This window comes from Planomonospora antibiotica (assembly GCF_014647955.1).
Taxonomy (GTDB): domain Bacteria; phylum Actinomycetota; class Actinomycetes; order Streptosporangiales; family Streptosporangiaceae; genus Planomonospora; species Planomonospora parontospora.
The window spans coordinates 26,348-48,832 of the sequence record NZ_BMQE01000041.1 but is presented as its reverse complement, the minus strand read 5'-3'; the positions used below and the strand labels follow the sequence as shown (position 1 = coordinate 48,832).

General features: G+C 73.2%; 20 protein-coding genes. 10 read left to right on the top strand and 10 right to left on the bottom strand.

Going from position 1 to position 22,485, the window contains the following annotated elements; genetic code table 11:
- Window positions 1-10: 10 nt before the first annotated feature.
- Both IEZ06_RS27920 and IEZ06_RS27915 read right to left on the bottom strand, forming a co-directional pair.
- Window positions 11-598, bottom strand: coding sequence for an RNA polymerase sigma factor (locus tag IEZ06_RS27920; RefSeq protein WP_189239658.1), 588 nt, complete (start codon window positions 596-598; stop codon window positions 11-13).
- 84 nt (window positions 599-682) lie between these two features.
- Window positions 683-1,618: a MerR family transcriptional regulator gene (locus IEZ06_RS27915; RefSeq protein WP_229798787.1), complete on the bottom strand. Its 936-nt coding sequence runs from the start codon at window positions 1,616-1,618 to the stop codon at window positions 683-685.
- A gap of 259 nt (window positions 1,619-1,877) precedes the next feature.
- Here IEZ06_RS27915 and IEZ06_RS27910 point away from each other — a divergent pair, with 259 nt between their 5' ends.
- On the top strand, window positions 1,878-2,648 hold the full coding sequence (locus tag IEZ06_RS27910) for an SAM-dependent methyltransferase (RefSeq protein ID WP_189239656.1): 771 nt from the start codon (window positions 1,878-1,880) through the stop codon (window positions 2,646-2,648).
- 45 nt (window positions 2,649-2,693) lie between these two features.
- Window positions 2,694-3,632: a hypothetical protein gene (locus IEZ06_RS27905; RefSeq protein WP_189239655.1), complete on the top strand. Its 939-nt coding sequence runs from the start codon at window positions 2,694-2,696 to the stop codon at window positions 3,630-3,632.
- A gap of 81 nt (window positions 3,633-3,713) precedes the next feature.
- On the opposite strand, the gene IEZ06_RS27900 is transcribed toward IEZ06_RS27905, so the two are convergent.
- The 6 genes from IEZ06_RS27900 to IEZ06_RS27875 form a co-directional block, all read right to left on the bottom strand.
- On the bottom strand, window positions 3,714-4,079 hold the full coding sequence (locus IEZ06_RS27900) for a hypothetical protein (protein WP_189239654.1): 366 nt from the start codon (window positions 4,077-4,079) through the stop codon (window positions 3,714-3,716).
- Between the two features lie 48 nt (window positions 4,080-4,127).
- Window positions 4,128-4,805, bottom strand: coding sequence for a uracil-DNA glycosylase (locus IEZ06_RS27895; RefSeq protein WP_189239653.1), 678 nt, complete (start codon window positions 4,803-4,805; stop codon window positions 4,128-4,130).
- 205 nt (window positions 4,806-5,010) lie between these two features.
- A complete protein-coding gene (locus IEZ06_RS27890; protein WP_068894776.1) occupies window positions 5,011-5,889 on the bottom strand; it encodes a carbohydrate ABC transporter permease in 879 nt (292 codons plus the stop codon).
- Window positions 5,886-7,475: an ABC transporter permease gene (locus IEZ06_RS27885; RefSeq protein ID WP_229798785.1), complete on the bottom strand. Its 1,590-nt coding sequence runs from the start codon at window positions 7,473-7,475 to the stop codon at window positions 5,886-5,888. Before IEZ06_RS27885 ends, IEZ06_RS27890 begins: the two co-directional genes overlap by 4 nt.
- A gap of 12 nt (window positions 7,476-7,487) precedes the next feature.
- On the bottom strand, window positions 7,488-8,834 hold the full coding sequence (locus tag IEZ06_RS27880; protein ID WP_189239652.1) for an ABC transporter substrate-binding protein: 1,347 nt from the start codon (window positions 8,832-8,834) through the stop codon (window positions 7,488-7,490).
- 101 nt (window positions 8,835-8,935) lie between these two features.
- Window positions 8,936-10,201 (bottom strand): ABC transporter substrate-binding protein, encoded by a 1,266-nt coding sequence (locus IEZ06_RS27875; protein WP_189239651.1) that lies wholly within the window; start codon window positions 10,199-10,201, stop codon window positions 8,936-8,938.
- 133 nt (window positions 10,202-10,334) lie between these two features.
- On the opposite strand from IEZ06_RS27875, the gene IEZ06_RS27870 reads away from it, so the two are divergent.
- Genes IEZ06_RS27870 through IEZ06_RS27860 form a run of 3 tightly spaced genes read left to right on the top strand, consistent with a single transcriptional unit; the run spans window position 10,335 to window position 13,886 of the window.
- Window positions 10,335-10,841, top strand: coding sequence for a PadR family transcriptional regulator (locus IEZ06_RS27870; RefSeq protein WP_189239650.1), 507 nt, complete (start codon window positions 10,335-10,337; stop codon window positions 10,839-10,841).
- A gap of 13 nt (window positions 10,842-10,854) precedes the next feature.
- Complete coding sequence (locus tag IEZ06_RS27865; RefSeq protein ID WP_189239649.1) at window positions 10,855-11,601, top strand: ABC transporter ATP-binding protein; 747 nt, start codon at window positions 10,855-10,857, stop codon at window positions 11,599-11,601.
- A gap of 5 nt (window positions 11,602-11,606) precedes the next feature.
- Window positions 11,607-13,886, top strand: a complete 2,280-nt coding sequence (locus IEZ06_RS27860) for an FtsX-like permease family protein (protein WP_189239648.1) — start codon at window positions 11,607-11,609, stop codon at window positions 13,884-13,886.
- A gap of 200 nt (window positions 13,887-14,086) precedes the next feature.
- On the opposite strand, the gene treS is transcribed toward IEZ06_RS27860, so the two are convergent.
- Window positions 14,087-15,775 (bottom strand): maltose alpha-D-glucosyltransferase, encoded by a 1,689-nt coding sequence (gene treS, locus IEZ06_RS27855; protein WP_189239673.1) that lies wholly within the window; start codon window positions 15,773-15,775, stop codon window positions 14,087-14,089.
- 463 nt (window positions 15,776-16,238) lie between these two features.
- Between treS and IEZ06_RS27850 the strand changes: the two genes are divergently transcribed.
- Together IEZ06_RS27850 and IEZ06_RS27845 are read left to right on the top strand one after the other, a co-directional pair.
- A complete protein-coding gene (locus IEZ06_RS27850; protein ID WP_203872197.1) occupies window positions 16,239-16,481 on the top strand; it encodes a type II toxin-antitoxin system VapB family antitoxin in 243 nt (80 codons plus the stop codon).
- Window positions 16,478-16,912, top strand: a complete 435-nt coding sequence (locus tag IEZ06_RS27845) for a type II toxin-antitoxin system VapC family toxin (RefSeq protein ID WP_189239646.1) — start codon at window positions 16,478-16,480, stop codon at window positions 16,910-16,912. The genes IEZ06_RS27850 and IEZ06_RS27845 overlap by 4 nt, the downstream gene beginning before the upstream one ends.
- Window positions 16,913-16,947: 35 nt before the next feature.
- On the opposite strand, the gene IEZ06_RS27840 is transcribed toward IEZ06_RS27845, so the two are convergent.
- Window positions 16,948-18,720 (bottom strand): asparagine synthetase B family protein, encoded by a 1,773-nt coding sequence (locus IEZ06_RS27840; protein ID WP_229798783.1) that lies wholly within the window; start codon window positions 18,718-18,720, stop codon window positions 16,948-16,950.
- Window positions 18,721-18,791: 71 nt separating this feature from the next.
- On the opposite strand from IEZ06_RS27840, the gene IEZ06_RS27835 reads away from it, so the two are divergent.
- From IEZ06_RS27835 to IEZ06_RS27825, 3 genes are read left to right on the top strand one after another with little or no spacing between them, the layout of a single operon-like run.
- Entirely contained in the window at window positions 18,792-20,732 is a 1,941-nt protein-coding gene (locus tag IEZ06_RS27835; RefSeq protein ID WP_229798781.1) for a CgeB family protein, read from the top strand.
- A 2-nt stretch (window positions 20,733-20,734) separates the two neighbouring features.
- A complete protein-coding gene (locus tag IEZ06_RS27830) occupies window positions 20,735-21,538 on the top strand; it encodes a DALR anticodon-binding domain-containing protein (protein ID WP_229798779.1) in 804 nt (267 codons plus the stop codon).
- Window positions 21,539-21,570: 32 nt separating this feature from the next.
- The gene (locus tag IEZ06_RS27825; RefSeq protein ID WP_189239645.1) at window positions 21,571-22,395 is read left to right on the top strand and encodes a neutral zinc metallopeptidase; all 825 of its coding nucleotides are present in this window, start codon (window positions 21,571-21,573) and stop codon (window positions 22,393-22,395) included.
- Window positions 22,396-22,485: the final 90 nt, after the last annotated feature.

Below are 22,485 nucleotides of genomic sequence, written 5' to 3'. Positions count from 1 at the left end.
AGGCCGGGGTTCATGCCGCGACCGGGGTAAGGATGTCCGAGAGCCTGCACAGGCCCCGGGCGGTGCGAGCCTTGACGGTGCCCAGCGGCACGCCCAGCCGCTCGGAGATCTCGCGCTGGGTCAGCTCGCCGTAGTAGGCCAGCTCGATCGCCTCGCGCTGGGGTGCGGGCAGCTCGGCCAGGGCGCGGCGCATCTCGTCCCGGTCGGCCAGGCCGTCGCCGTCGGCCGCCTCGGCGGGACCGGCCGGCTCGGCAGCGCTCTCCAGCGGGACGGTGTGCAGCCTGCGCACCCGCAGGTGGTCCACCGCCCGCTTGTGCGCGATGCCGAGCAGCCAGGCGGGCAGGCTCCGGAGCGGGTCGAAGCGGTGCCGGGAGCGCCACACCTCCGCGAAGACGATCTGCTGCACGTCCTCCACCTCCTGCGGCGGCACGTACTTGCGCAGGTAGGAGCGGATGAGGGCGGTGTGCGCCCGCAGGCACTCCTCCAGCGCCGCCTCGTCGCCGGCGGTGAAGCGGGCGTTGAGGCTCGCGCCCGCGCCCGTGTCCGCGCCGGTGTCCGCGCCCGTGTCCGCGGTCCTGCTGGTGATCTCTACCGTCATGGCGGCCTTCCTTCCGAGATAACCTATTCAAAACTTATTCATACGCCTCCGGGCGGTGTGATCGCAAATGAGGGCCGGGCGGGATCAGCGAGGGCCGGGGGAGGGCTGCAGGGCGGCGGAGATCCGGGTGAGGGCGTCGCGGAAGGACGTGACGTGCGGGACGGACGGCGGCAGCCCGTCGCGCCATCCCGGGCCGCCCGCCAGGACGCGGGCCGGAGGGCGGAGCGAGGGGAGCGCGGCGAGCGGCGAGGGGTCGCCGGTCGAGGCCTGGTGGGACCAGACGAACACCACCGCCGGACCCAGCCGGCGCATCGCGTCCGCCAGCGCGGAGTACGGCGTGCGCGCGCCCAGCAGGCGCGTCTCGACCCCGTGGTCCAGGGACAGTACGGCGGCCAGGGCGTGCAGCGGCAGGCTGTGCTGCTCCTCCTCGGCGCAGGCGAGCAGCACCGGCCGCTCGTTGACCGGCGTCCGGGGCCGCCTGGTCAGCGGGGCCAGCGCGGCGGCCAGCCGGTCGGAGAACAGGTGCTCGACCTCGACGGCCGCCCCGGTCTCCAGCTGGCGCCTGGAGACCGCCGCGAACACCGGCAGCACCAGCCGCTCCCAGGTCCACAGGACGCCGTGCCGGGCCAGGGCCGCGCCGATCCAGTCGGACACGGCCTCGCCGTCCAGTGCGACGGCGGCGCGGGTCAGCATCGCCGGGGTCGGGACCTGCGGGCCGCCCTCCGGACCGGTCGCCGGGACCTCCTCGCCACCGGTCGCGGGCCGGGCGGACGCGGGGCCGGATCGGGCCTCCAGGACGTGCCTGGCGGCGTCGGCGGCCGGGACCCCTGACCGGATCAGCCGGTTCATCTCCTCCAGGCGCCGCAGGTCCGCCGTGTCGTAGCGCCGGTGGCCGCCGGGACTCCGGCGACTGGGGCCGACGCCGTACCGCAGGTTCCAGGTGCGCAGCGTGGGGGCGGGCACGCCGAGCCGGCGCGCGACGGCTCCGATGCCGTAGTCCGGCCCGTCCTCGGCGGTCATCTGCCCACCCATCTCCTCACGACCTCTCCGGCCCAGCTTGCCAGGTGGGGCCCGGGCCCGTTCCCCACAGGTCTCTTCGGGCCGCGGTCACCGGGGGATGCCGGTGCCGGGTGAGCGAACGGGAATGACTGAGGCTTTTGTGCCCTAAGTCAGTAAAGAAAGCAATGTCCACAGTGGCCTCCGCGCCGGCGGAGTCTCGGCTACGATCTACGGAAATGCCGGTCCGCGGCGAGTGGGACAGCAGGGTGAGGCGGCTGCGATGAGCGATCGGAACCCCTACGGGATCGATGTGAGCACGGCCAACGTCGCCCGGATCTACGACTTCATGCTCGGCGGCAAGGACAACTTCGCCGTCGACCGCGCGGCGGCCGAGCAGATCCTCAAGGCCTTCCCCGAGTCGCGCGACGGCGTCCGGATGAACCGCGAGTTCCTCGGCAACGTGGTCCGCCACCTCGCGGCGGAGCAGGGCGTCCGCCAGTTCGTCGACATCGGCGCCGGCCTGCCCACCCGGAAGAACGTGCACGAGGTGGCGCACGCGGCCACGCCCGAGGCGCGCACCGTCTACGTCGACAACGACCCCGTCGTCTGCGTGCACGGCAGGGCGCTGCTCGCCAACACCCCCACGGTCGCCATGGTCGAGGGCGACCTGCGGGCCCCCGGGGAGATCTGGGAGCGGGCGGTCGGCACGGGCCTGATCAAACCCGACGAGCCGGTGGCCGTGCTCCTGGTGGCGATCCTGCACTTCCTCGACGACCCCTACGCCGAGGTCGCCAAGCTGCGGGAGATGATGGCGCCCGGCAGCTTCCTGGTGGTCACCCACCTGTCGATGACCGAGCGCCGGGCCGAGGACACCGACAAGATGAAGGACGTCTACTCCCGGGCCAACTCGGGCGTGGCCCCGCGGACCGTCGAGGAGATCAAGCGCTTCTTCGGCGACTTCGAGCTCCTGGACAACGACGCCTTCATCGCGCCCAACGTGCTGGAGCGCATGGCGATCCTCGGCTGGGGCGGGGTCGGCCGCAAGCGCTGAGCGCGCGGACGGAACGATTTCCCCTTTTCGGACGTCGCTACAGGTGTGACCTCCTTCGACACCCTTGACGACGACCTGCGCACCGCCCGCGAGCGGGTGCGGCGGCTGGAACGACTGACCGGGCAGCGCCGGGCCGTGGCCGCGCAGATCCAGGAGGTCGAGGCGCTCCTCGGCGACCTGGAGATCCGGCTCGCCGAGGAGGAGGAGGACGTCTCCCGGCTGGAGGGCGGCTTCACCGCGTTCCTGTCCGGGCTCACCGGCTCCCGGGAGGAGAGACTCGCCAGGGAGCGGGCCGAGGCGCAGGCCGTACGGCAGCGCATCGAGGGGCAGCGGGCCCGGCTCGGCTGGCTGCGGTCCGACCGGGCGGCGGTGGAGAGCGGCCTGGCCGAGGTCGGCTCGGCCCCGCAGGAGTACGGCGCGCTGCTGGAGCGCAAGGAGCGCCGCCTGATGGCGTCGGGCGACCCGCGCGGAGGCGAGCTCTCCCGGATCGCCCGCGAGCTCGCCGAGACCGCCGCCGACCTGCGGGAGCACGAGGAGGCCCACCGGGCGGGGACCGCCGCCGCGGAGGCGGTCGGGCAGGTCCTGCGCTGCCTCGGCGGCGCGCGCGGCGCCTCCGTCTGGGACATGCTGGGCGGCGGCACCTTCGCCGACATGGTGGAGCACGGCCACCTGCGCAACGCCGACGAGGCCGCCTGGCACGCCCAGCGCGCGCTGGACGCCTTCGCCCGCGAGCTCGCCGACGTCGGGGTGCACGCCGCCCCGGTGCTGCCCGAGGTGGACACCCGCTGGTTCGCCGACATGTTCTTCGACAACATCGTCACCGACGCGTTCAAGCACCAGCGGATCGCCCGCACCGGCGAGGCCGTCGCCGAGACGGCCCGGTGGGTGAGCGGCACGGTGGACGCCCTGGCCGCCCGCTGCGGCGAGCTGGCCCGGCGGCGCGACTCCCTGGAGGCCCGCCGCGAGGACGTGCTGACGGGCTGATCGGCGCTCCGCGGCGTACGGAAGGGGGGGCCGCATCCGGACGGGTGCGGCCCCCCTCTCACCTGCTCTCTGGGTCAGACCTCAGTGGCCGTGGCCGTGGCCGTGGCCGTGGCCGTGACCGTCGTGGTCGTGATCGTCGTCTTCCTCGTCGGACGGGCCGTCGGAGGGCTCGACGCTCAGCACGGCCTCGCGGGGCTCGATCTGCTCGACGTGCTCGATCAGCCCCAGGACGTGGTCTGGCTCGATCAGCCACTGCAGCGCCGTGGCACCGCTGTCGTCGGCGGAGACCATCTCCGCCTGCTCCTTGCGCTCGTCGTCGTCGAGGTCGGTCTCGGGGTCGTTGATCTCCTTCAGCGCGGCGGCCTGGAGGGCTCCGATGTCGAGCACCTCCACCGTCAGCTCGACCGTCAGACGCAGGTAGCGCTCGGTGCCAGATTCATCACTCATGATGAAGAATCCTAGTGCCCCGCCGAGGCCCCATCGGCCCGGGGGAGGTTAAGGGAGCTTCCAGTCCACCGGGTCGGCGCCCTGCTGCTCCAGCAGCTGGTTGGCGCGGCTGAACGGCCGGGAGCCGAAGAAGCCGCTGCGGGCCGAGAGCGGGCTCGGGTGGGCCGACTCGATGCGCGGCACGTCGCCGAGCATCGGCGCGAGCGAGCGGGCGTCGCGGCCCCACAGGATCGCCACCATCGGCCGGTCGCGTGCGACCAGCGCCTTGATGGCCTGCTCGGTGACCTCCTCCCAGCCCTTGCCGCGGTGCGAGGCGGGCTTGCCGGGCATGACGGTGAGCACCCTGTTGAGCAGGAGCACGCCGTGCTCGGCCCACGGGGTCAGATCGCCGTTGCTCGGCATCGGCAGGCCGAGGTCCTCGGTGAGCTCCTTGTAGATGTTGCGCAGGCTGCCTGGGACGGGCCGCACGTCGGCCGCGACCGAGAAGCTCAGGCCGATCGGATGGCCCGGCGTCGGGTAGGGGTCCTGACCGACGATCAGCACCTTTACCTGGTCGAAGGGCTGTTTGAAGGCACGCAGGACGTGCTCCCCCGAGGGGAGGTACTGCCTGCCCTCGGCGACCTCTTTCCGGAGGAAGTCGCCCATTTCGGCGATCTTGCCTGCGACGGGTTCGAGGGCCTGGGCCCACCCGGCTTCCACGAGTTCGTTCAAAGGACGTGCGGCCATGGGCGGCACCCTATCCGGATCCGCCGACAATCCGGGCGACATCGCGCCGCAGGCGTGCGGCTCCTCCGGCGCGGGACCACGGAACCCGGTCCGGCCCGAGGAGCCCGTCCGGCGGGGCCCTCCGGCGCGAGGCCGTGAGGCCCGGTGCGGTCCGCGGCGCCATGCCGCGGACCGCACCGGGTCTGCCCCCCTCGGATCGCCTCCCCTACTTCACGGAACCCGCCATCATTCCCTGGACGAAGTACCGCTGGAAGGCGAAGAACAGGATCAACGGAATGATCAGCGAGAGGAAGGCGCCCGGGGCCAGGATGTCGACATTGGTCCCGAACTGCCGCATCTGGGACTGGAGGGCCTTGGTCATCGGCTGGTTCTCGGTGTTGGCGAAGACCAGCGCGACGAGCAGGTCGTTCCAGACCCAGAGGAACTGGAAGATGCCGAGCGAGGCGACCGCCGGCTTGGCCAGCGGGAACACCACGGTCGAGAAGATCTTCCACTCGCCCGCGCCGTCCATCCGCGCCGCCTCCAGCAGCGAGCCGGGGATGCCCGCGAAGAAGTTGCGGAGCAGGAAGATGGCGAAGGGGAGCCCGAAGGCGACGTGGAAGAGCACCACGCCGGGGATGGAGCCGAAGATGCCGAGCCCGCCGTACAGCTTCGCGATCGGGATGAGCGCGATCTGGATCGGCACGACCAGCAGGCCGACCACCACCAGGAAGAGCGCGTCCCGGCCGGGGAACTGCATCCAGGCGAACGCGTAGGCGGCCATGGCCGCGATGCCGATCACCAGGACCGTGGTGGGCACCGTGATGGCCACGGTGTTCCAGAACGACGAGGTGAAGCCGGTGGCCAGCAGGTCGGCGTAGTTGCGCAGGGTGAACTCGGCCGGCTTGGTGAACGCGGTCCACCAGCCGCTGGAGTTGTTGGCGGTCTCCTGCCGGATGGAGACCACGAACAGGCCCAGGGTGGGGACCAGCCAGAACACGCCGATCACCACCAGCACCGCCTGGACCAGGCCGCCGCCGACCCGGTCGGCGATCCGGCCCAGGACGCCGCGGGGCGGCGCGCCGAGAGCGGAGGTCGTCGTCACTGGTTGTCCCTCCTGAACCGCCGGATGTTGAGGATCATGAAGGGCAGGACGAGGACCAGCAGGAAGATGGCCAGCGCGCTGCCCAGCCCCTGGTTCCCGCCGCCGCCGAACGAGACCCGCCACATCTCCAGCGCGATCACGTTGGCCTGCGGCTGCACCGATCCGGGTGCGATGACGAAGACCAGGTCGAAGACCTTCAGCGTGTTGATGATCATCGTGACGAACACGACGAGCAGCACCGGGGAGAGCAGCGGGACGGTGATCCTGCGGAACACCTGCCACTCGGTCGCCCCGTCGATGCGGGCGGCCTCCAGCGCGTCCCGCGGGATGGCGGACAGGCCCGCCGCGATCAGCACCATGGCGAACCCGGCCCAGACCCAGACGAACGCGCCGATGATCGCCGGGGTGATCAGCGCCGGGCCGAGCCAGGACAGGCCGTTGAAGGAGGCCTCGAAGTTCGACCGCGGGAGCCGGACGGTGTAGTCGCCCGGGGAGAGGCCGGTGAGGCGGAAGGTCCCGTCGGCCTCGGTGACGGCCGTGGCCGCGACCTCGCCGCCGGGGCCGCCCCGGACCGCCTCGACGGTCATGCCCGCCAGGCCCTTCTCCGTGCCGTCCACCTGGTTGGCCTGCCCGCCGCCGCCCTGGGTGAAGTCGAACCACACGGTCCCGGCCAGCTCGCCGGGGCCCGGCGAGGCGGGGCGGGCGGTCGCGGCCGAGGCGAGGTCGGCGGGTTTCACGCCGACCAGGGGCAGCAGAACGGCCTGGCCGGGCTTCGCGGCCCCCTTGGTCACCACGGCGCCCTGGGCGGCGGTGACCGGGGACTGGTCGTTCTCCCTCGGCCGGGCGTCGGGATAGCTCTCACCGGAGCCGAAGACGCCGCGGACCGAGCTGAGGACGGCGTTGGCCACGCCGCGGTCCGGGTCCTGCTCGTAGACCAGGCGGAAGATGACGCCGGAGGCCATCAGGGAGACGGCCATCGGCATGAACACGATCAGCTTGAACGCGGTCGCCCAGCGGATCCGCTCGGTCAGCACCGCGAAGATCAGCCCCAGCGTGGTGACCAGGAGCGGGGCGACCACGACCCAGATCAGGTTGTTCCTGATGGTGGTCAGGGTCGAGGCGTCCTGGAAGATCGTCGCGTAGTTCTCGGCGCCGACGAAGGTCTCGCCGCCGGCGTCGTAGAGGCTCCGGAAGGCGGAGTAGACGATCGGGTAGATCACCATCGCGCCGAGCAGCACCACGCCCGGCAGCAGGAACAGGACCGCCATGACCGGCGAGGGTCCCAGCCGGGGGGCCTTCGGGGTGCCCGCCGCAGCCGGTGCGGCCGGTCCCGCGGTGGCGACGGACGGGACCGCGGACGGGGCGGCGGGCCCGGTGGCGGATTCCGCGGTGGAGTCCGGGGTGGCCCCGGTGCCGGTTCCCGAGGTGGTTCCGGCGGATTTCGCGGTGGAGTCCGAGGTGGTTCCGGCGGTGGAGTCCGGAGCGGATTCGGCGGAGGGGGTGCGGGGGCCGGGGGAGGACCCCGCGGCGACGGCGTCGCCGTCGTCGCCGCGGGGGTCCGGCGGGCCGTCCAACCGGTCGGTCACGGCCTGCCCCCTCTACTTCCAGGCCTTGGCGGCCTCGGCCTCGAGGCTCTTCTGGATCTCCTTGATCTTCGACGGGTCGCGTACGAAGTCCTGCAGGAGCTTCCACTCGCCCTTGCCGTCGGTGCCGCCGAAGGCGCTGGGCGCCAGGTCGGACATGTCGTAGCGGACCGACTCACCCGCGGAGATGATCGTCTGCGCGAGCTGCTTGGTCAGCTCGCTCGGGTAGTTGTCGGGGGAGACGTTGCGGTTGGGGGACAGGTAGCCGGGGAGCTTGGCCCAGACCTCGCCGCCCTCGGTGGAGGCGAGGTACTCCAGCAGCGCCATGGCGCCCTTGGAGTCCTTCAGCGCCACCGCGATGTCGCCGCCCAGCACGACCGGCGCGGTCTCGCCGGCCTTCGGGAACGGGAAGTACTTGGCCTCCTCGCCGAGCTTGGCGCCCGACTCCTCGGCCGTGGTGCCGACGAAGTCGGCCTCGATGACCATCGCCGCCTTGTCCTGGCCGTAGACCTGGGTCACGCAGGTCGGGAAGTCGGTCTGCAGCGCGCCGGAGGTGCCGCCGAGCAGGAACTCCTTCTTCCCGGTGAGCTGGGCGATCTTCTCCAGCGCGGTGGTCACGCTCGGGTCGGTCCACGGGATCTCGTGCTTGGAGAGCTTGGTGTAGTTCTCCGGGCCCGCGCTGGACAGGTAGACGTTCTCGAACAGGTCGGTGAGGGTCCAGCCGGACGCCCCGCACAGCGAGATCGGCGGGGTGCCGGAGTCGGCGACCGTCTGGGCGGCCTTCACCAGCTCGTCCCAGGTGGCCGGGGGCTGCACCCCGGCGTCGGCGAAGGCCTGGTCGCGGTACCAGACCAGCGACTTGTGCGCGGCCTTGACCAGCACGCCGTACACCTGGCCGTCGGCCGAGCCGAGCTCCTTCCAGTACGGGGTGTAGTTCTCGTCGATCTGCTTGATCACCTCAGGGGTGAGCGGCTTGAGCGACTTGGCGTCGGCGTACTGCTGGACCAGGCCGGGCTGGGGCAGGATCGCGACGTCCGGCGGGCTGCCGCCCTGGATGCGCGGGCCGAGGTAGGCGCCGGTGTCCTCGCCGGTGGAGGAGTAGGTGACCTTGGCGCCGGTCTTGGCCTGGAAGGCGTCCAGCACCTTCTGGAAGTTGGCCTGCTCCGGGCCGGTCCACTTGGCGGCGACCTCGATGGTCACCCCCTCCAGGGTCTTGGCCGCCGCGGGGGCGGAGGAGGCCCCGCCGCTCGCGGCGGGAGCGGTGGTGGAGCCGGCGGTGCCGTTGGTGTCGGTGGAGCCGCCGCACGCGGCGAGCGCGAGGGCGAGCCCCGCGGTCGTCGCGGTGATGATGGTTCTGCGCATGGTGAGAAGACCTCCTGTTGTTCTCAAACCCCCGAGGTTTGGACGACTTCGGATGACGACGAGATGGGGATGACGGCTCGCCGGGAGGATCGCCCCCGGATTCAGGGAGCCCTGATGATCTCGTTCAGCTGGCCCTTCAGGGAGGCGACGACGTCGTCGCTCGACTCCTCGAAGGGCGGGGTGAGCGCGCCTGAGACCGCACCGGCGATCGCCAGGCTCACCTGGTCGTAGTTGGCGCTCACCGGCCGGGGCCTGGCGGAGAGGATGCTCTCCTTCAGGACCGGCAGGTAGGGGAAGCGCCTGATGAGGGCGGGGTCGTCGTACAGCTCGGTCCACACGGGCGGGAACGAGCCGTCGGTGAGCACCCGCCGCTGGTTCTCCAGCCCGGTGAAGTAGCGGATGAACTCCGCCGCCGACTTCTGCCGCTTGGAGAACGCGCTGAGCGCGAGGTTGGTCCCGCCCAGCGTGCTGGAGCCCGGCCCGTCCAGGCCCGGCAGCCGGGTGACCGCGAACTTCCCCGCGATCTCCGACTGGGTGGCCGGGCCGTAGGCGGGCGGCCAGTTGCGGGCGAAGGCCAGCCGGCCCTCCTGGAAGGCCAGCCGCGACTCCTCCTCCTTGTAGGAGAGCGACTCCTTGGGGATCCACCCCTCCCGGAGCCCGCCGACCAGGAAGTCGAGCCCGGCCTTCGCCCCGGCGGCGTCCATGGTGACCCGCGTGCCGTCCGGGCTGAGGATCGGCCCGCCGCCCGCGGACTGCACGGCCTCGGCGAAGTTGACGGTCAGCCCCTCGTAGGCGAGGAACTGCCCGGCGTAGCCGCCGACGCCGTACTCCTCGTGCAGCGCCCGCGCCTGCTCGCGCAGCTCCGCCCAGGTCCTGGGCGGGGCGAGGCCCTCCTTGGCGAGGAGGTCCTTGCGGTAGTAGAGCAGCCCGGCGTTGCTGGTGTACGGCACCGCCCAGAGCTTGCCGCGGTAGACGGCGGTGTCCACGACCGGCGGGAGGAACCGGTCGAGCGGGAACATGCTCCGCTCCAGCGGCACGATCCAGCCGGCGTCGGCGAACTCCGCCGTCCAGACCACGTCGAGACCGAGCACGTCGTAGCGGTCGCTCCTGGCCTGGAGGTTGGCGACCATCTGGGCGCGCTGCTCGTCGGCCGCCTCGGGGAGCTCCAGCAGGGTGACCCGCTCGGCGGGACGGGAACGGTTCCACCGGTCGAGCAGGGGACGCAGGTAACCGGTGGTGTCGCGCCCCGTCACCAGGGTGAAGGGGCCCGTCCCGCCCTCCCGCAGGGGAGGCTCCTGCCCGCCCGCCCCCGCCGTGCACCCCGCCAGCAGCAGCGCGGTGAGGGCGAACGGGACCAGGCGGTTCACCTGTGACCTCCGGATTTCGGCGGGGTTACATACGTGTTAGGTAGATGCATTCATGTTATGCACAGCGCTAATGTGAACGTCAACGGATGAGTCCGTAACGCTCGCATAACGCGGGCACGACGAGGAGGTGGGCGTGCGGCCGTTCCTGCTGGCGCTCCTCGCGAAGGAACCTGCCCACGGCTACGAACTCAAACAGGCGCTGGAGCAGACCTTCGGCAGCGCCTATCCTTCGCCGAACATCGGCCAGATCTACGTCACGCTCGGCCGCCTGGAGAAGGACGGGCTGGTCAGGGCGGTGGACGTCGAGCAGTCCAACCGGCCGAACAAGAAGGTCTACTACCTGACGGCCGCCGGCCGGGAGGCCCTGGACGACTGGGTGGACGAGCCCACCGAGGGGCCGCGGGTCCGCGACGAGTTCTTCATGAAGCTCGTCCTGGCCCCGATGACCGGCATCGCCGACCGGATGGCGTTGATCAACCGGCAGCGCCGCCACTACCTTTCGCTCATGCGCGACCTGAACGAGCTCGCCGAGCGGACCGATCCGGACAACCACGTCGCGCTCCTGCTGATCGAGGGCGCCATGCTGCACCTGCAGGCCGACCTCGACTGGCTCGAACGCTGCCAGGAGGACCTCAGTTGAACCGGAGCGGTTGATGGACACCCCCCCTGTGATCAGCACCGTCAACCTCGTCAAGATCTACCAGGACGGAGGCGTGCCGGTCCCCGCCGTGCGGGGCGTGGACCTGCGGGTGGAGCCCGGAGAGTTCGTCGCGATCATGGGCCCCTCGGGCTCCGGCAAGTCCACGCTGGTGCACATGCTCGGCGGCCTGGACGTCCGGACCAGCGGCGAGATCTGGCTGGACGGCGAGCGGGCCGACACGCTGGGCGAGAGCGCCTGGGCGCTGCTCCGCCGCAGGAAGGTCGGTTTCGTCTTCCAGTTCTTCAACCTGGTGGCCAACATGACCGTGGCCGACAACGTCGAGCTGCCCGCGCTGCTCGCCGGGGCGTCCCCCCGCGAGGCGCGCGAGCGCCGCGAGCAGCTCCTCGGCGCGCTCGGCCTCGCCGACCGGGCCGGCGCGGCCCCCGCCCAGCTCGCGGGCGGCGAGCAGCAGCGCGTGGCGCTGGCCCGCGCGCTGGCCAACCGCCCCCGGCTGCTGCTGGCCGACGAGCCCACCGGCAACCTGGACAGCCGCAACACCCGCGACGTGCTGAGGCTGCTCGGCCAGGTCCACCGCGACGGCCAGACGATCGTCCTGGTCACCCACGACGCCCGGGTGGCGGGCCTCGCCGACCGGGTGGTCTCCCTCCTCGACGGCCAGATCGTCGACGACGGGGCCCTCCCGGTGTCCCGGCGCCGCCCCCGGGGCGGCGTCGGCGACGTGGTGGAGCTGCGGGGTTAGCCGCCGTGGACACCGTGCGGGCGTCGGCCCGCTGGCTCCGGGCCGACCTGCGGGCGCGGCGCGGGCAGGCGCTGCTCACCGTCCTGTCGGTGGCCGGGATCGTCGCCGCGCTGGTCGCCGCGGCGACCCTGCTGGAGGACGGCACCAACCCCTGGCGCGGGCTGTTCGAGCGGACGCGGGGCGCGCACGTGTGGATCCACACCGGCGAGGCCCCGGACCTGGCGGCCCTGCGGAGCCTGCCCGGCGTGGTGCGGGTGGCGGGGCCGTACCGGACGGCGCCGGTGACGCTCACCCTGGGCGGCCGCAAGTCGCCGGTCGCGCTGCGCGAGGCGACCACCGTGCCGCCGGAGACGGCCGCGCCGCTCGTCCGCGAGGGGCGGTGGCTGCGCGCGGGCGACGCCGGCGGGGCGGTCGTCGAGCGCTCCTTCGCCGAGGCGCTGGACCTGCGGGTCGGCGACCCCTTCCCGGTCACCGCGCTCAGCGGCTCCGCCCACCCCCTGGTCGTGGTGGGGCTCGCCGAGACCGCCGACCAGGGCTTCTACCCCGAGTGGACGCCCGGTCTGGCCTGGACCCTGCCGGAGACCCTCACCCGGATCGAGCCCGCCCCCGGCCGCCGGGAGGTGGTCACCGGGCTGCGCCTCGCCGACGGCGAGGACACGCTGCCGGCCGTGCACGGCGCCGTCACGCTGCTCGACGAGCAGATCCGCCGCATGTCCACCTGGCGCGAGGTCCGCGCCTCCATGGAGCTGGACAACCGGCTGCTCGGCCTGCTGCTGGGGCTCTTCGGCGTGGCCGGGCTGGTCGCCGCCGCGCTGGCCGTCGCCAACGTGACGGGCGGCCGGGTGCTCGCCCAGACGCGCGACATCGCCACGCTCAAGTCCCTCGGCTACACCCGGGGCCAGGTCGTCGCCCTGCTGGTGACCGAGCACGGGGCACTCGGGCTGGCCGGCATCGCCCTCGGCGTGGCGGGCGGGCAGCTCGCCGCGGCGCTCACCCTGGACGGCCTGCCGTTCCCGCCGCTCTCGCCGCTGCCGCTGCTCGCCATCGCGGCAGGGACCGCCGCGGTGGTCCTGGTGGCGGCGGCGCTGCCCGCCTGGCGAGGGGGCCGCACTCCGCCGATCCCCGCCGCCCCGGCCGCCCCGCCCCGGGGCCGCCTGTCGCGGCTGGCCAAGCTCGCCCTGCTGGTACGGCTCCCGCCCGCGCTCGTGCTGGGCACCCGCGACGCCTTCACCCGCCGCACCCCCGCGTTCCTGAGCATCGTCGGCCTGGCCGTGCCGATGATGATGATCACCATCGGCCTCGGCTGCTGGGCCACCCTCGACGACTTCCTGCGCCGCCCCGAGCGGGTCGGCCAGGCCGCCGCCCTCACCGTCCACCCGGGCCGGCTCACGGCCACCGAGGCCGCCCGCATCGCCCGGGCCGACCCGGAGGTGCGCTCCGTCCACCCGGGCAGCGAGGTCTCGGCGCTGGAGCCCAGGCAGACCAGGAGCGTGCTGGTCCGCGCGCTCGGCACGTCCACGGCGCCGTACCCCCTGGTGGTCGCCGAGGGGCGGATGTTCGCCGCGCGGGGCGAGGCCGTCGCCGGGCAGGGCCTGCTCGACCTGCTGGGCGTGCGGATCGGCGACCGGGTCCGGATGACCGTCGGCGGCACGCCGCTGATCGTGCGCATCGTCGGGCGGGTGGTGGAGCCCGACCAGGACGGCGAGGTGCTCTCCACCGGGCTGGACACCCTGGCCGCCAAGGACGCCCTGCCGCCCCAGTTCCACCGGCTGGTGCTGGCCGACGGGGCCGACGCCGAGGCGGTCCGGGCCCGGCTGCTGGCCGCCTCCGGCGAGGCCCTGGAGGTGCGGCGGACGGTCAACCCGGCCGAGCGGCTCGCGGTCATCCGGGTGGTGATCGTGGCGCTGACCGCCGTGCTGGCGCTGCTGGGCCTGGCCAACCTGCTCACCGCCGGCGCCCTGGGCCTGCGCGACCACGCCTCCGACCTGGCGGTGCTCAAGGCCATGGGCCTCACCCCCCGGCAGGTGGCCGCGACGCTGGTCACCGGGACCGGGCTGCTGGTCGTGCTGGGCGTGGCGGCGGGCACGGCCGCCGGGGCCTCGGTGGTCGGCGGCCTGATCGACCTGCAGGGCCACACCAGCGGCGTCGGCGCGGGCATCGGCCGCACCCCGTCCGCCTCGGTCCTCGCCGTCGCGGCGCTCGCGGCGATCGGCGCGGGCCTGCTGGTGACCCTGATCCCGGCCCGCCGGGCGGCCCGCGCGCAGGTCCCGGTCACGGCCCGGTAGGCGGGCCGGCGCCGGAGGCGGCCGCCGGGCGGACGCCCGCACCGGGCGACGCCATGCCGATGAACCGGGCGCCGCCAGGCGCGGAGACGGCACCGGGCGGCCCCGTGTGGGAGCCGCCCGGTGAAAGGGATGCGGGTCCCGGGGGCGCCTCGTGGGAGCCGCCCGGGACCGTGCCTGCTGAGTGCCTGCTGAGTGCCTGCTCAGCGCCGGCCGATGGAGAACCAGTAGAAGCCGTGGCCCGGCAGGGTGAGCAGGTACGGCAGTTCGCCGATGACGGGGAAGGGCACCCCGCCGCGGGCCTCGACCGGGGTCATGCCCTCGAAGCGCCGCAGGTCCAGCTGGACCGGCTGCGGGTACTTCGACAGGTTGTTGACGCAGAGCATGACGTCGTCGGCGTCCTCGCGCAGGAAGGTCAGCACCGCGGGGTTGTCCGACCACAGCTCGATGTACTCGCCGGTGCCGAAGACCGGGTGGTGCTTGCGGATCCGCAGCATGTTCCGGGTGAAGTGCAGCAGCGACGAGCCGCTCTTCTGCTGCGCCTCCACGTTGACCGCCTGGTAGCCGTAGATCGGGTCCATGACGGCCGGGAGGTAGAGCCGGCCCGGGTCGGCGGTGGAGAAGCCCGCGTTGCGGTCCGGGCTCCACTGCATCGGGGTGCGGACCGCGTCGCGGTCCTCCAGCCAGATGTTGTCGCCCATGCCGATCTCGTCGCCGTAGTACATGACCGGCGAGCCCGGCAGGGAGAGCAGCAGCGCGGTGAACAGCTCGATCTGGTCGCGCTCGTTCTCCAGCAGCGGGGCCAGGCGGCGCCGGATGCCGAGGTAGGCCCGCATGCGCGGGTCCTTGGCGTACTCGGCGTGCATGTAGTCGCGCTCTTCCTCGGTGACCGTCTCCAGGGTCAGCTCGTCGTGGTTGCGCAGGAAGATGCCCCACTGGCCGCTGTCCGGGAGCTTCGGCGTCCGCGACATGATCTCGGAGATCGGCTCGCGGCTGCCCCGCCGCACCGCCATGAAGATGCGCGGCATCAGCGGGAAGTGGAAGGCCATGTGGCACTCGTCGCCGCCGACGGCCGGGTCGCCGAAGTACTCGACCACGTCCTCGGGCCAGCCGTTGGCCTCGGCCAGCAGCACCCGGTCCGGGTAGAGGCGGTCCACCTCGGCGCGGACCTTCCTCAGGTAGGCGTGGGTCTCCGGCAGGCCGGAGCAGGCGGTGCCCTCGCGCTCGAACAGGTACGGCACCGCGTCCAGCCGGAAGCCGTCGATGCCCAGGTCCAGCCAGAACCGCAGCACCTCCAGCATGGCCTCCTGGACCGCCGGGTTCTCGTAGTTCAGGTCCGGCTGGTGGTGGAAGAAGCGGTGCCAGTAGTACTGCCTGCGGACCGGGTCGTAGGTCCAGTTGGACTCCTCGGCGCCGACGAAGATGATCGGCGCGTCGGGGTAGCCGGTCGGGTCGTCGGACCAGACGTAGAAGTCCCCGTAGGGGCCCTCGGGGTCGTGCCGGGAGGCCTGGAACCACGGGTGCCGGTCGCTGGTGTGGTTCATCACCAGGTCGGTGATGACCCGCAGGCCCCGCTTGTGGGCCTCCTCCACCAGCTCCACGAAGTCGGCCAGATCGCCGAAGTCGGGAAGGATCTTCATGTAGTCGGAGATGTCGTAGCCGCCGTCGCGGAGCGGCGACTCGTACAGCGGGAGCAGCCACAGGCAGTCCACGCCGAGCCACTGCAGGTAGTCCAGCTTCTCGATCAGGCCGCGGATGTCTCCGGTGCCGTCTCCGTTGGAGTCCTTGAACCCCCGGACCAGCACCTCGTAGAAGACGGCTCGCTTGTACCACTGCGGATCGGCGGAGACGAAGTCCTCGGAGACCGAATCCGGGCAGGGGGATGCGTTCATCATGTACTCGCTCACAATGAGGAAGGGCAGGACGAAGTCACCGGGTGCCCCGGCTGAATGATGTTTGGTGACCGCGCCGGCGGGAGCCGTCATCCCCACGAGCTCCCTGCCCCCGGCCGGACCGAATTCGTGGTTCGGTGCCAGCCGTTGTAGCGCTTTCTGCGGCGAACACTACCAGCCGAGTGGATCGTGGGAAGCCCGATCGGAATCTCCGTCCGGACCGCCGGCCCCGAACCCGTGCCGAAGCCACGTAATCGCCCTGTCACCTGGCGTTTCCTTGGGGAAACACCGCAGGTGGAACGGTCCCCGGCCGGCCCACCCCCGGCCGCCGGATGCCGGGAGCCCGTCCCGCCGGTACGGCCCGGCGCCCCTGATACCGGAGACGTTAATCGCTCTCCGTGTCCTTACATCTTCATAGGGTAAAGAAGTATGGGAGTATTGCTTCATGGGTATGGCCGGCCATATGAAGACGACTGTCGATATCTCCGACGGACTGCTCCACGAAGCCCGGCGGCTCGCCCGGAGCGAGGGGACCACGCTGCGGGCTCTGGTCGAGGAGGGATTGCGCTCCGTCCTCGCCCGTCGCGCGGAGAAGGAGGGGTACACGCTGCCCGACGCCTCCGTGGGCGGGCGGGGCCTGCAGCCGCAGCTCCGCGACGCCTCCTGGGAGGACGTGCGGGCACTCGCCTACGGTGACCGTCTGTGATCGCGGTCGACACGAACATCCTGGTCCACGCCCACCGCAGGGACAGCGAGTTCCATGCTCGCGCCGCGCCGAAGGTGAAGGCGCTGGCCGAGGGCCGGGCGGCGTGGGCGATCCCCTGGCCGTGTGTTCACGAGTTCTTCTCGATCGTGACCCATCCGCGGGTGTACGCCCCGCCCAGCAGCACGGCGGACGCGATCGCCCAGATCGACGCCTGGCTGGGATCGCCGTCCCTCGTGCTCCTCGGCGAGGCGGAGAACCACTGGCAGGTGCTCCGCACGTCGCTCGAGACGGGCAAGGTGACCGGCCCGCTGGTCCACGACGCGCGGATCGCCGCACTCTGCGCGGCGCACGGGGTCCGTGAGCTGTGGAGCATGGACCGGGACTTCAGCCGCTTTCCGGAACTGACGGTCCGCAACCCGCTCCGGGACTGAACCCGGCCCGGATCCCGTCGTCTTCTCCGGGAAGATCAGCCCTCCCACGGCGGGGTGAGACCGCCGAGGCGGTCGGCGCGGTCGTCGAGCCAGGCGCCGAACAGGACCAGGCTCCGCACCCAGAACCGGTCGTTCCAGCCGTTGAAGCGGGCCAGCGCGTCCGGGCCCTCGGCGACCACGGAGTGCAGGTGCTCGGAGAGCAGCGACGGCACGGCCCGCGCGACCCGGGTCAGCATCGTGTGGCCGTAGGCGCGGGCCGGCGCGGCGGCCGACCGGAGCGGGATCCGCTGGAGCGGCTGCTTGACCACGTTGGTCGAGGGCAGCGCGGCCACGCGCGGGTTGGCGGCGTGCAGGACCTCCCGATAGAACCGGCCCTTGTCCTTGCGGGCGACGCCCACCGAGAGCGCGGCGTCGAAGAAGTCCGGATGCATGAACGGCGCCGCGAACGAGACCTCGGGGCCGACCAGGTTGACGGGGGAGCGGGCGATGCCCCGGGCGGTGCGGGTGTGCAGGACCGACAGCGGCAGTTCGGCCCGGTGGCCGTTGAGCATGGAGGTCGACTGGGCGAACGCCGTGCGGACCGAGTCGGAGATCCACTCCGCCGCCCGCTCCGACAGGAACGGCACCGAGGGCGCGCCCAGCGCGAGCGAGCCGAGCAGCGCGGCCTTGCGCTCGGCCTGGCCGGAGGCCTCCAGCGCGGCCCCGCTGACCATGAAGTTCTTCAGCAGCGGCCCGCCGGCCAGGCCGTCCACCAGGGTCCGCCCGGCGCGGTGCACCTCACGGGCGAAGGGGGCGTACCAGGCGTGGTGCGGGGTGAGGAACTCCAGCCTGCGGGCGACGGCCAGCGCGTCGGCGGGGTAGGCGGCGGGGTCCTGGGGGATCACCCGGTGCCGCACGCCGAGCTCGCGGGTGATCGCGCGGGCGAAGGCGATGTCGGTGTCGGTGCCGTCGTCCGGGCTGGTCGTCCACGACTCCACGTCCGCGCCCCGGGCCACCGCCACCGAGCAGAGCAGCCGCGAGTCGTAGCCGCCGCTGACCGGAACCAGCAGCGGCCGGGAGTCGAACTCCTTGTAGACCTCGTGCAGGATCTCCAGGATCTCCCCGGCGCTGCGGCCCGCCTCGAACGGCTCCTCGCGCAGCCAGCGGGGCAGCCGCCGCTCGACCGCGATCCGCCCCGACCCCTTGCCGAAGACCAGCGCGCTGCTCCCGGCCAGCCGCTTGACCTGCGCGTACGGGGTGTCGTCGCGGAGCGGGAAGGTGAGCTGGACGATCGCCGCCCAGGCGTCCCAGTCGACCTCGTACGGCGTGCGCGCCAGCGCCAGCAGCGGCTCCAGCAGCGAGGAGAAGTAGACGGCCCCGCCGACGGAGACGTAGTAGACGTCCACCAGCCCCAGGCCGCCGGCGTGCAGCGTGACCCGGTCGCCGTCGTCGATCAGGCCGGGCGTCTCGTAGGTCTCGGCCACGGTGATCCACGGCGCGGGTCCGGACGGCCGGCGCTCCCCCCAGGCGAACGCCCAGGTGCCCGAGTCCGCCCGCGCCGAGTCCTCGCGTGCGGCGTCCGCGCGCGCCGGGTCCCCGCCTCCGGCGGTCTCCCGCCCGGTGCCCCCCTGCCCGGCGCTCTCGCGCCCGGGCTCGGGGCCCCGGTGGTAGGGCGGCAGCGGCGAGGAGCTGAACAGCGCCGCCTCGGCGGTCCGCAGCGCCGGCCGTACCCGCGGCCCGGCCTCGCGCAGGGCGGCCAGGACGGCCTCGTCGAGCCGGCCGACGCCGCCGCAGACGTACGGCCTCACATTGAACGTCGGCCACTGCACCGTGCTGACTCCTCTGTGTCGGGATTGACCAAAGGGTATCCTTTCGCCCGGCTCAGGAATCGGAGGACGACGTGGCGAGCGAGCGACTCGAGAGCACGCGGCAGGCGTTGCGGGAGGCCATGGCCCAGGCGGAACGGGCCGCGGAGCTGGCCCGCCTGCTCGACGCGGCCCAGGCGAGGATCGCCGACGCCGAGCGCGCGGTCGGGGAGCTGCGCGACGTCCGGGAGCGGCTGACCGAGGCGGAGGAGCGGCTGGCCGAGGCCGGGGCCGCGGAGGCGGCGCTGCGCAGGGAGCTGGCCGAGCAGCGCTACCAGACCGAGGTGGCCCGGTGGAAGCTCTCGTCGGTGCAGGTGGCGCGCTGGTCCCGGATCGGTGACGCGATCAAGACCGGCAAGAGCAACCCGGTGCGGCTGGCCCGCGGCCTGCGCGGCGCCGCCAGGCCCGCCCAGCGTCCGGCGGCCCCCAAGCGGCAGCCGGTCCCCGAGCCCCGCGACCACTCCAGGCCGGCGCCGCCCGGCGCGGCCTTCCAGGCCACCACGTCCACCAGGACGCTGGACGGCGCGTCGTTCCGGCTCAAGCCCTTCCGCGTCCCCACCGGCCCGAACACCCGCCCGCACCTGACCGCCGCCGTCGTCGCCGACCCGCACGCCGAGGCGCTGCTGCGCTACGAGTGGCGGCAGAGCACCGGGTTCACCCCCCGGGACTTCGCCCGCGTGCTGGCCGCCGAGGTGCCGCACCTGCTGCTGGTGGAGTCGGTCACGCAGGGGCCGTGGGCCGAGGAGCTGCGCGAGCCCGGTGAGGGGCTGCGCGCGCTGCTGGCCTGGTGCGCCGAGCGGGGCATCCGCACGGTCTTCTGGCACACCGGGGGAGAGGTCGCCGACCTGGCCGCCGCGGCCGGACTGTTCGAGCACATCGTCACCGCGCGGACGGCGTCGGTCCAGGCGTGGGGCGCCGTGCTGGCCTCGGCGGAGCCGGAGCCCGGCCGCCGGGCGCCCTCCCTGGGCCTGCTGCCGTTCGCGGTCCAGCCCCGGGTGCACAACCCCCTGCCGCTGGCCTCCGGCCGGTTCGACCGGGTGCTCTCCCTGGACGAGCTGCTCCCCGGCCACCTGTCCTACCCGGACGTGCTCACCTCCTACCGCTGGCCGAAGGCCGTGGACTGCCCGCCCGGCACCGAGACGTGGCGGCTGGCCGAGCTGGCCGCCTGCGGCACGCCGATCGGCGCGCCCGAGGGCGGTGAGCCCGACGGGCGCAGGACGCACGCCGCGCTCCGGCAGGCCTACGCCTCCGGCACGATGACCGACAAGGTCGACGACCTGCTCGACGCGGTCGGCCTGCCGAGCGCCCGGCCGACCCTGGGCATCTCGGTGATCATGCTCGACCGGGGCGACCCCGAGCGCGCGCTGGCCCTCCTCGCGCCGCAGCAGGGCGTCGTCCAGCTGGTGCTGCTCTCGCAGTCCGAGGACGAGGGGGCGGCCGAGGAGGCGGAGCGGCGCGCCCGCGCGGTGCTGGGCGGGCACGTGGGCGTGGTGGTCCGCCGCGCCGACCCGGAGCTCACCACCGGCGCCCTGCTCGACCGGGCCCTGGACCTGTGCGAGGGCGACCTGGTGGCCGTCATGGACGCCCGGGACTCCTACGGCGAGCACTACCTGGCCGACCTCGCCCGGGTCTTCACGTTCACCACCGCCGACATCGCCGGCAAGGCGGCCTACCACGCCCATCTGCGCGACGTCGGCGCGACCGTGCTGCGCCGTCCCGACGCCGAGTACTCCTACCTGCCCGAGGTGACCGGGGCCACCCTGCTGGGCCGCAGGAACGTGCTGCGCTCCCTCGGCTTCGCCGACCTGTCCGAGGGCTGGGACGAGGTCCTGATGCGGCAGTGCCGCACCGACGGGGTCAAGGTCTTCTCCGCCGACCGCTACGGGTACGTCTGCCTGCGCGACCACGACGCCGACCTGCTCGGCTCGGCCCGGCTGGTCGAGTACGGCCCCGCCGAGCCGCACGCGCTGGTCTGACCGTGACGCCCGGCCGGCTCGCCGAGGTGCTCGGGGCGCCGCCGGTCCCGCGGGGGACGTGGGAGCGGGAGGCGCTGTACGTCTCGACGGCCGCGCTGCGCCACGGGGAGCGGGCCGACGAGGTGGCCGGGGAGCTGGCCCTGCGGCTGCGCGCGCTGCCGGGGGTCGAGGCGGTCCGGGTACGGCCCGGCGGGTTCCTGGAGATCGTCGTGGCGGTCCCCGGCGAGCTGGTCGGGGAGGCCGGCGCGGTCCTTCCCGATCCGGTGCCGCCCGGTGCGGTGCCGCCCGATCCGGTGCGGTCCGGTGTGGTCCCTCCCGATCCGGTGCGGTCCGGTGCGGGCCGGTCCGGGGACGTGGCGGGGTTCCGGGGAGCCCCGGGCCCCCCGGAACCCCGGGAGCCGTCGCCCCCGGGGGCGCCGTGGTCGCCGGGCACCTGGGACAACCCCGGGTTCGTCGTCGGCTACGCGCACGCGCGGGCGGTCGCCGTACGGCGCTGGGCGGCGGAGCTGGGCGTGGCGGGGGAGTTCCGGCCGGAGCTCCTGGCGGGCCGGTGGGACCGGGCGGTGCTCAGGGCGCTGGCCGAGGCGCCGGGCAGGCGGGTGAGCCGGGATCCCGGGTGGGCGGCCTACGCGGAGCGGCTGGCGCTGGCCTACCACGACGCGTTCGAGCGGGCTCCGGCGCTGCCGCGGGGGGACGGGGAGGCGTCGGCGCTGCACGTGGCGCGGGTGCGGCTGGCGGGGGCCGTGCGGGAGGTGCTGGCGGAGGCGATGGCGGCGGTCGGAGTGGCTCCACCAGATAGATTGTGATGAATCATCCGAAAACGTATCGAGGAGAAGTGGTGAGCGGTCCGCGCGACTGGTCCCCTCACGGCGCGTCGCGGCCCGGCGTGCTCCGGCGGACGCTGCCCGTCCTCCTCGTCTTCGCCCTCCTGCTCGGCGCGCTGTTCTACCTGCGCGACGACCTGCGGGAGCTGATCGGGACCGCGCCCGGCTCGGCCCGCTCGGCCGTGGCCACCCACCTGCTCTACGAGAAGACCGGCCCGGTCGGCGGCCGCTGCCCCGGCCTGCCGAAGGACCTCGACGCCGACCCGGAGGCGACGCTGAACACGATGGCGGGCTGCCTGGACCGCATGTGGAGCGCCACCCTGGAGTCGGCCGGCTTCGACTACGAGCCGCCCGCGGAGACGCGGCTGGTCGCCACTCCTGAGGAGGCGGCCTGCGGGATCGACGACTTCGACTGGGCCGGCATCTACTGCTCGCGGGACCGCATCGTCAACGTCCTGGTGGAGGACGACGGCGAGGAGCGCGACGCCTTCCCGATGATGTTCACCCTCGCCCACGAGTACGCCCACCACGTCCAGCAGATCACCGGGATCGCCGACCAGAACGGCTCGGAGGTCTTCGACGAGGCGTGGTCCCGGCGCCTGGAGCTGCAGGCCGACTGCCTGGCCGCGGCGGCGCTGCGCAACGTCCACCCGTACCTGCTGAACGACCTGCGCCGCGGTGCGGCCGCGGAGCCTGACGAGGCGGACGCCGGCGCGGACGCGGCCCGCCAGTCGCACGGGTCCGGCGCCAGCGGCGCCCGCTGGATGCTCCGCGGGCAGCAGCAGGGCACGATCGCCGGGTGCAACACCTGGAAGGCCCCGGCCGAAGAGGTCTCCTGAGGACTCGGATCCGTCCGAGGCGCCAAAATCTGCGGCGAGAACGGATGAACGCCTGAAAAGTTCGCGTTTCCGCGGGCGATTCCGTCTCGA

Bases quoted from the DNA above. Each gene is read 5' to 3' on its own strand.
- IEZ06_RS27850 (WP_203872197.1), top strand. From the start codon at position 16,239: ATGAAGACGACTGTCGATATCTCCGACGGACTGCTCCACGAAGCCCGG.
- IEZ06_RS27865 (WP_189239649.1), top strand. From the start codon at position 10,855: ATGGACACCCCCCCTGTGATCAGCACCGTCAACCTCGTCAAGATCTAC.
- IEZ06_RS27920 (WP_189239658.1), bottom strand. From the start codon at position 598: ATGACGGTAGAGATCACCAGCAGGACCGCGGACACGGGCGCGGACACC.
- IEZ06_RS27915 (WP_229798787.1), bottom strand. From the start codon at position 1,618: ATGACCGCCGAGGACGGGCCGGACTACGGCATCGGAGCCGTCGCGCGC.
- treS (WP_189239673.1), bottom strand. From the start codon at position 15,775: ATGAACGCATCCCCCTGCCCGGATTCGGTCTCCGAGGACTTCGTCTCC.
- IEZ06_RS27895 (WP_189239653.1), bottom strand. From the start codon at position 4,805: ATGGCCGCACGTCCTTTGAACGAACTCGTGGAAGCCGGGTGGGCCCAG.
- IEZ06_RS27880 (WP_189239652.1), bottom strand. From the start codon at position 8,834: ATGCGCAGAACCATCATCACCGCGACGACCGCGGGGCTCGCCCTCGCG.
- IEZ06_RS27910 (WP_189239656.1), top strand. From the start codon at position 1,878: ATGAGCGATCGGAACCCCTACGGGATCGATGTGAGCACGGCCAACGTC.
- IEZ06_RS27900 (WP_189239654.1), bottom strand. From the start codon at position 4,079: ATGAGTGATGAATCTGGCACCGAGCGCTACCTGCGTCTGACGGTCGAG.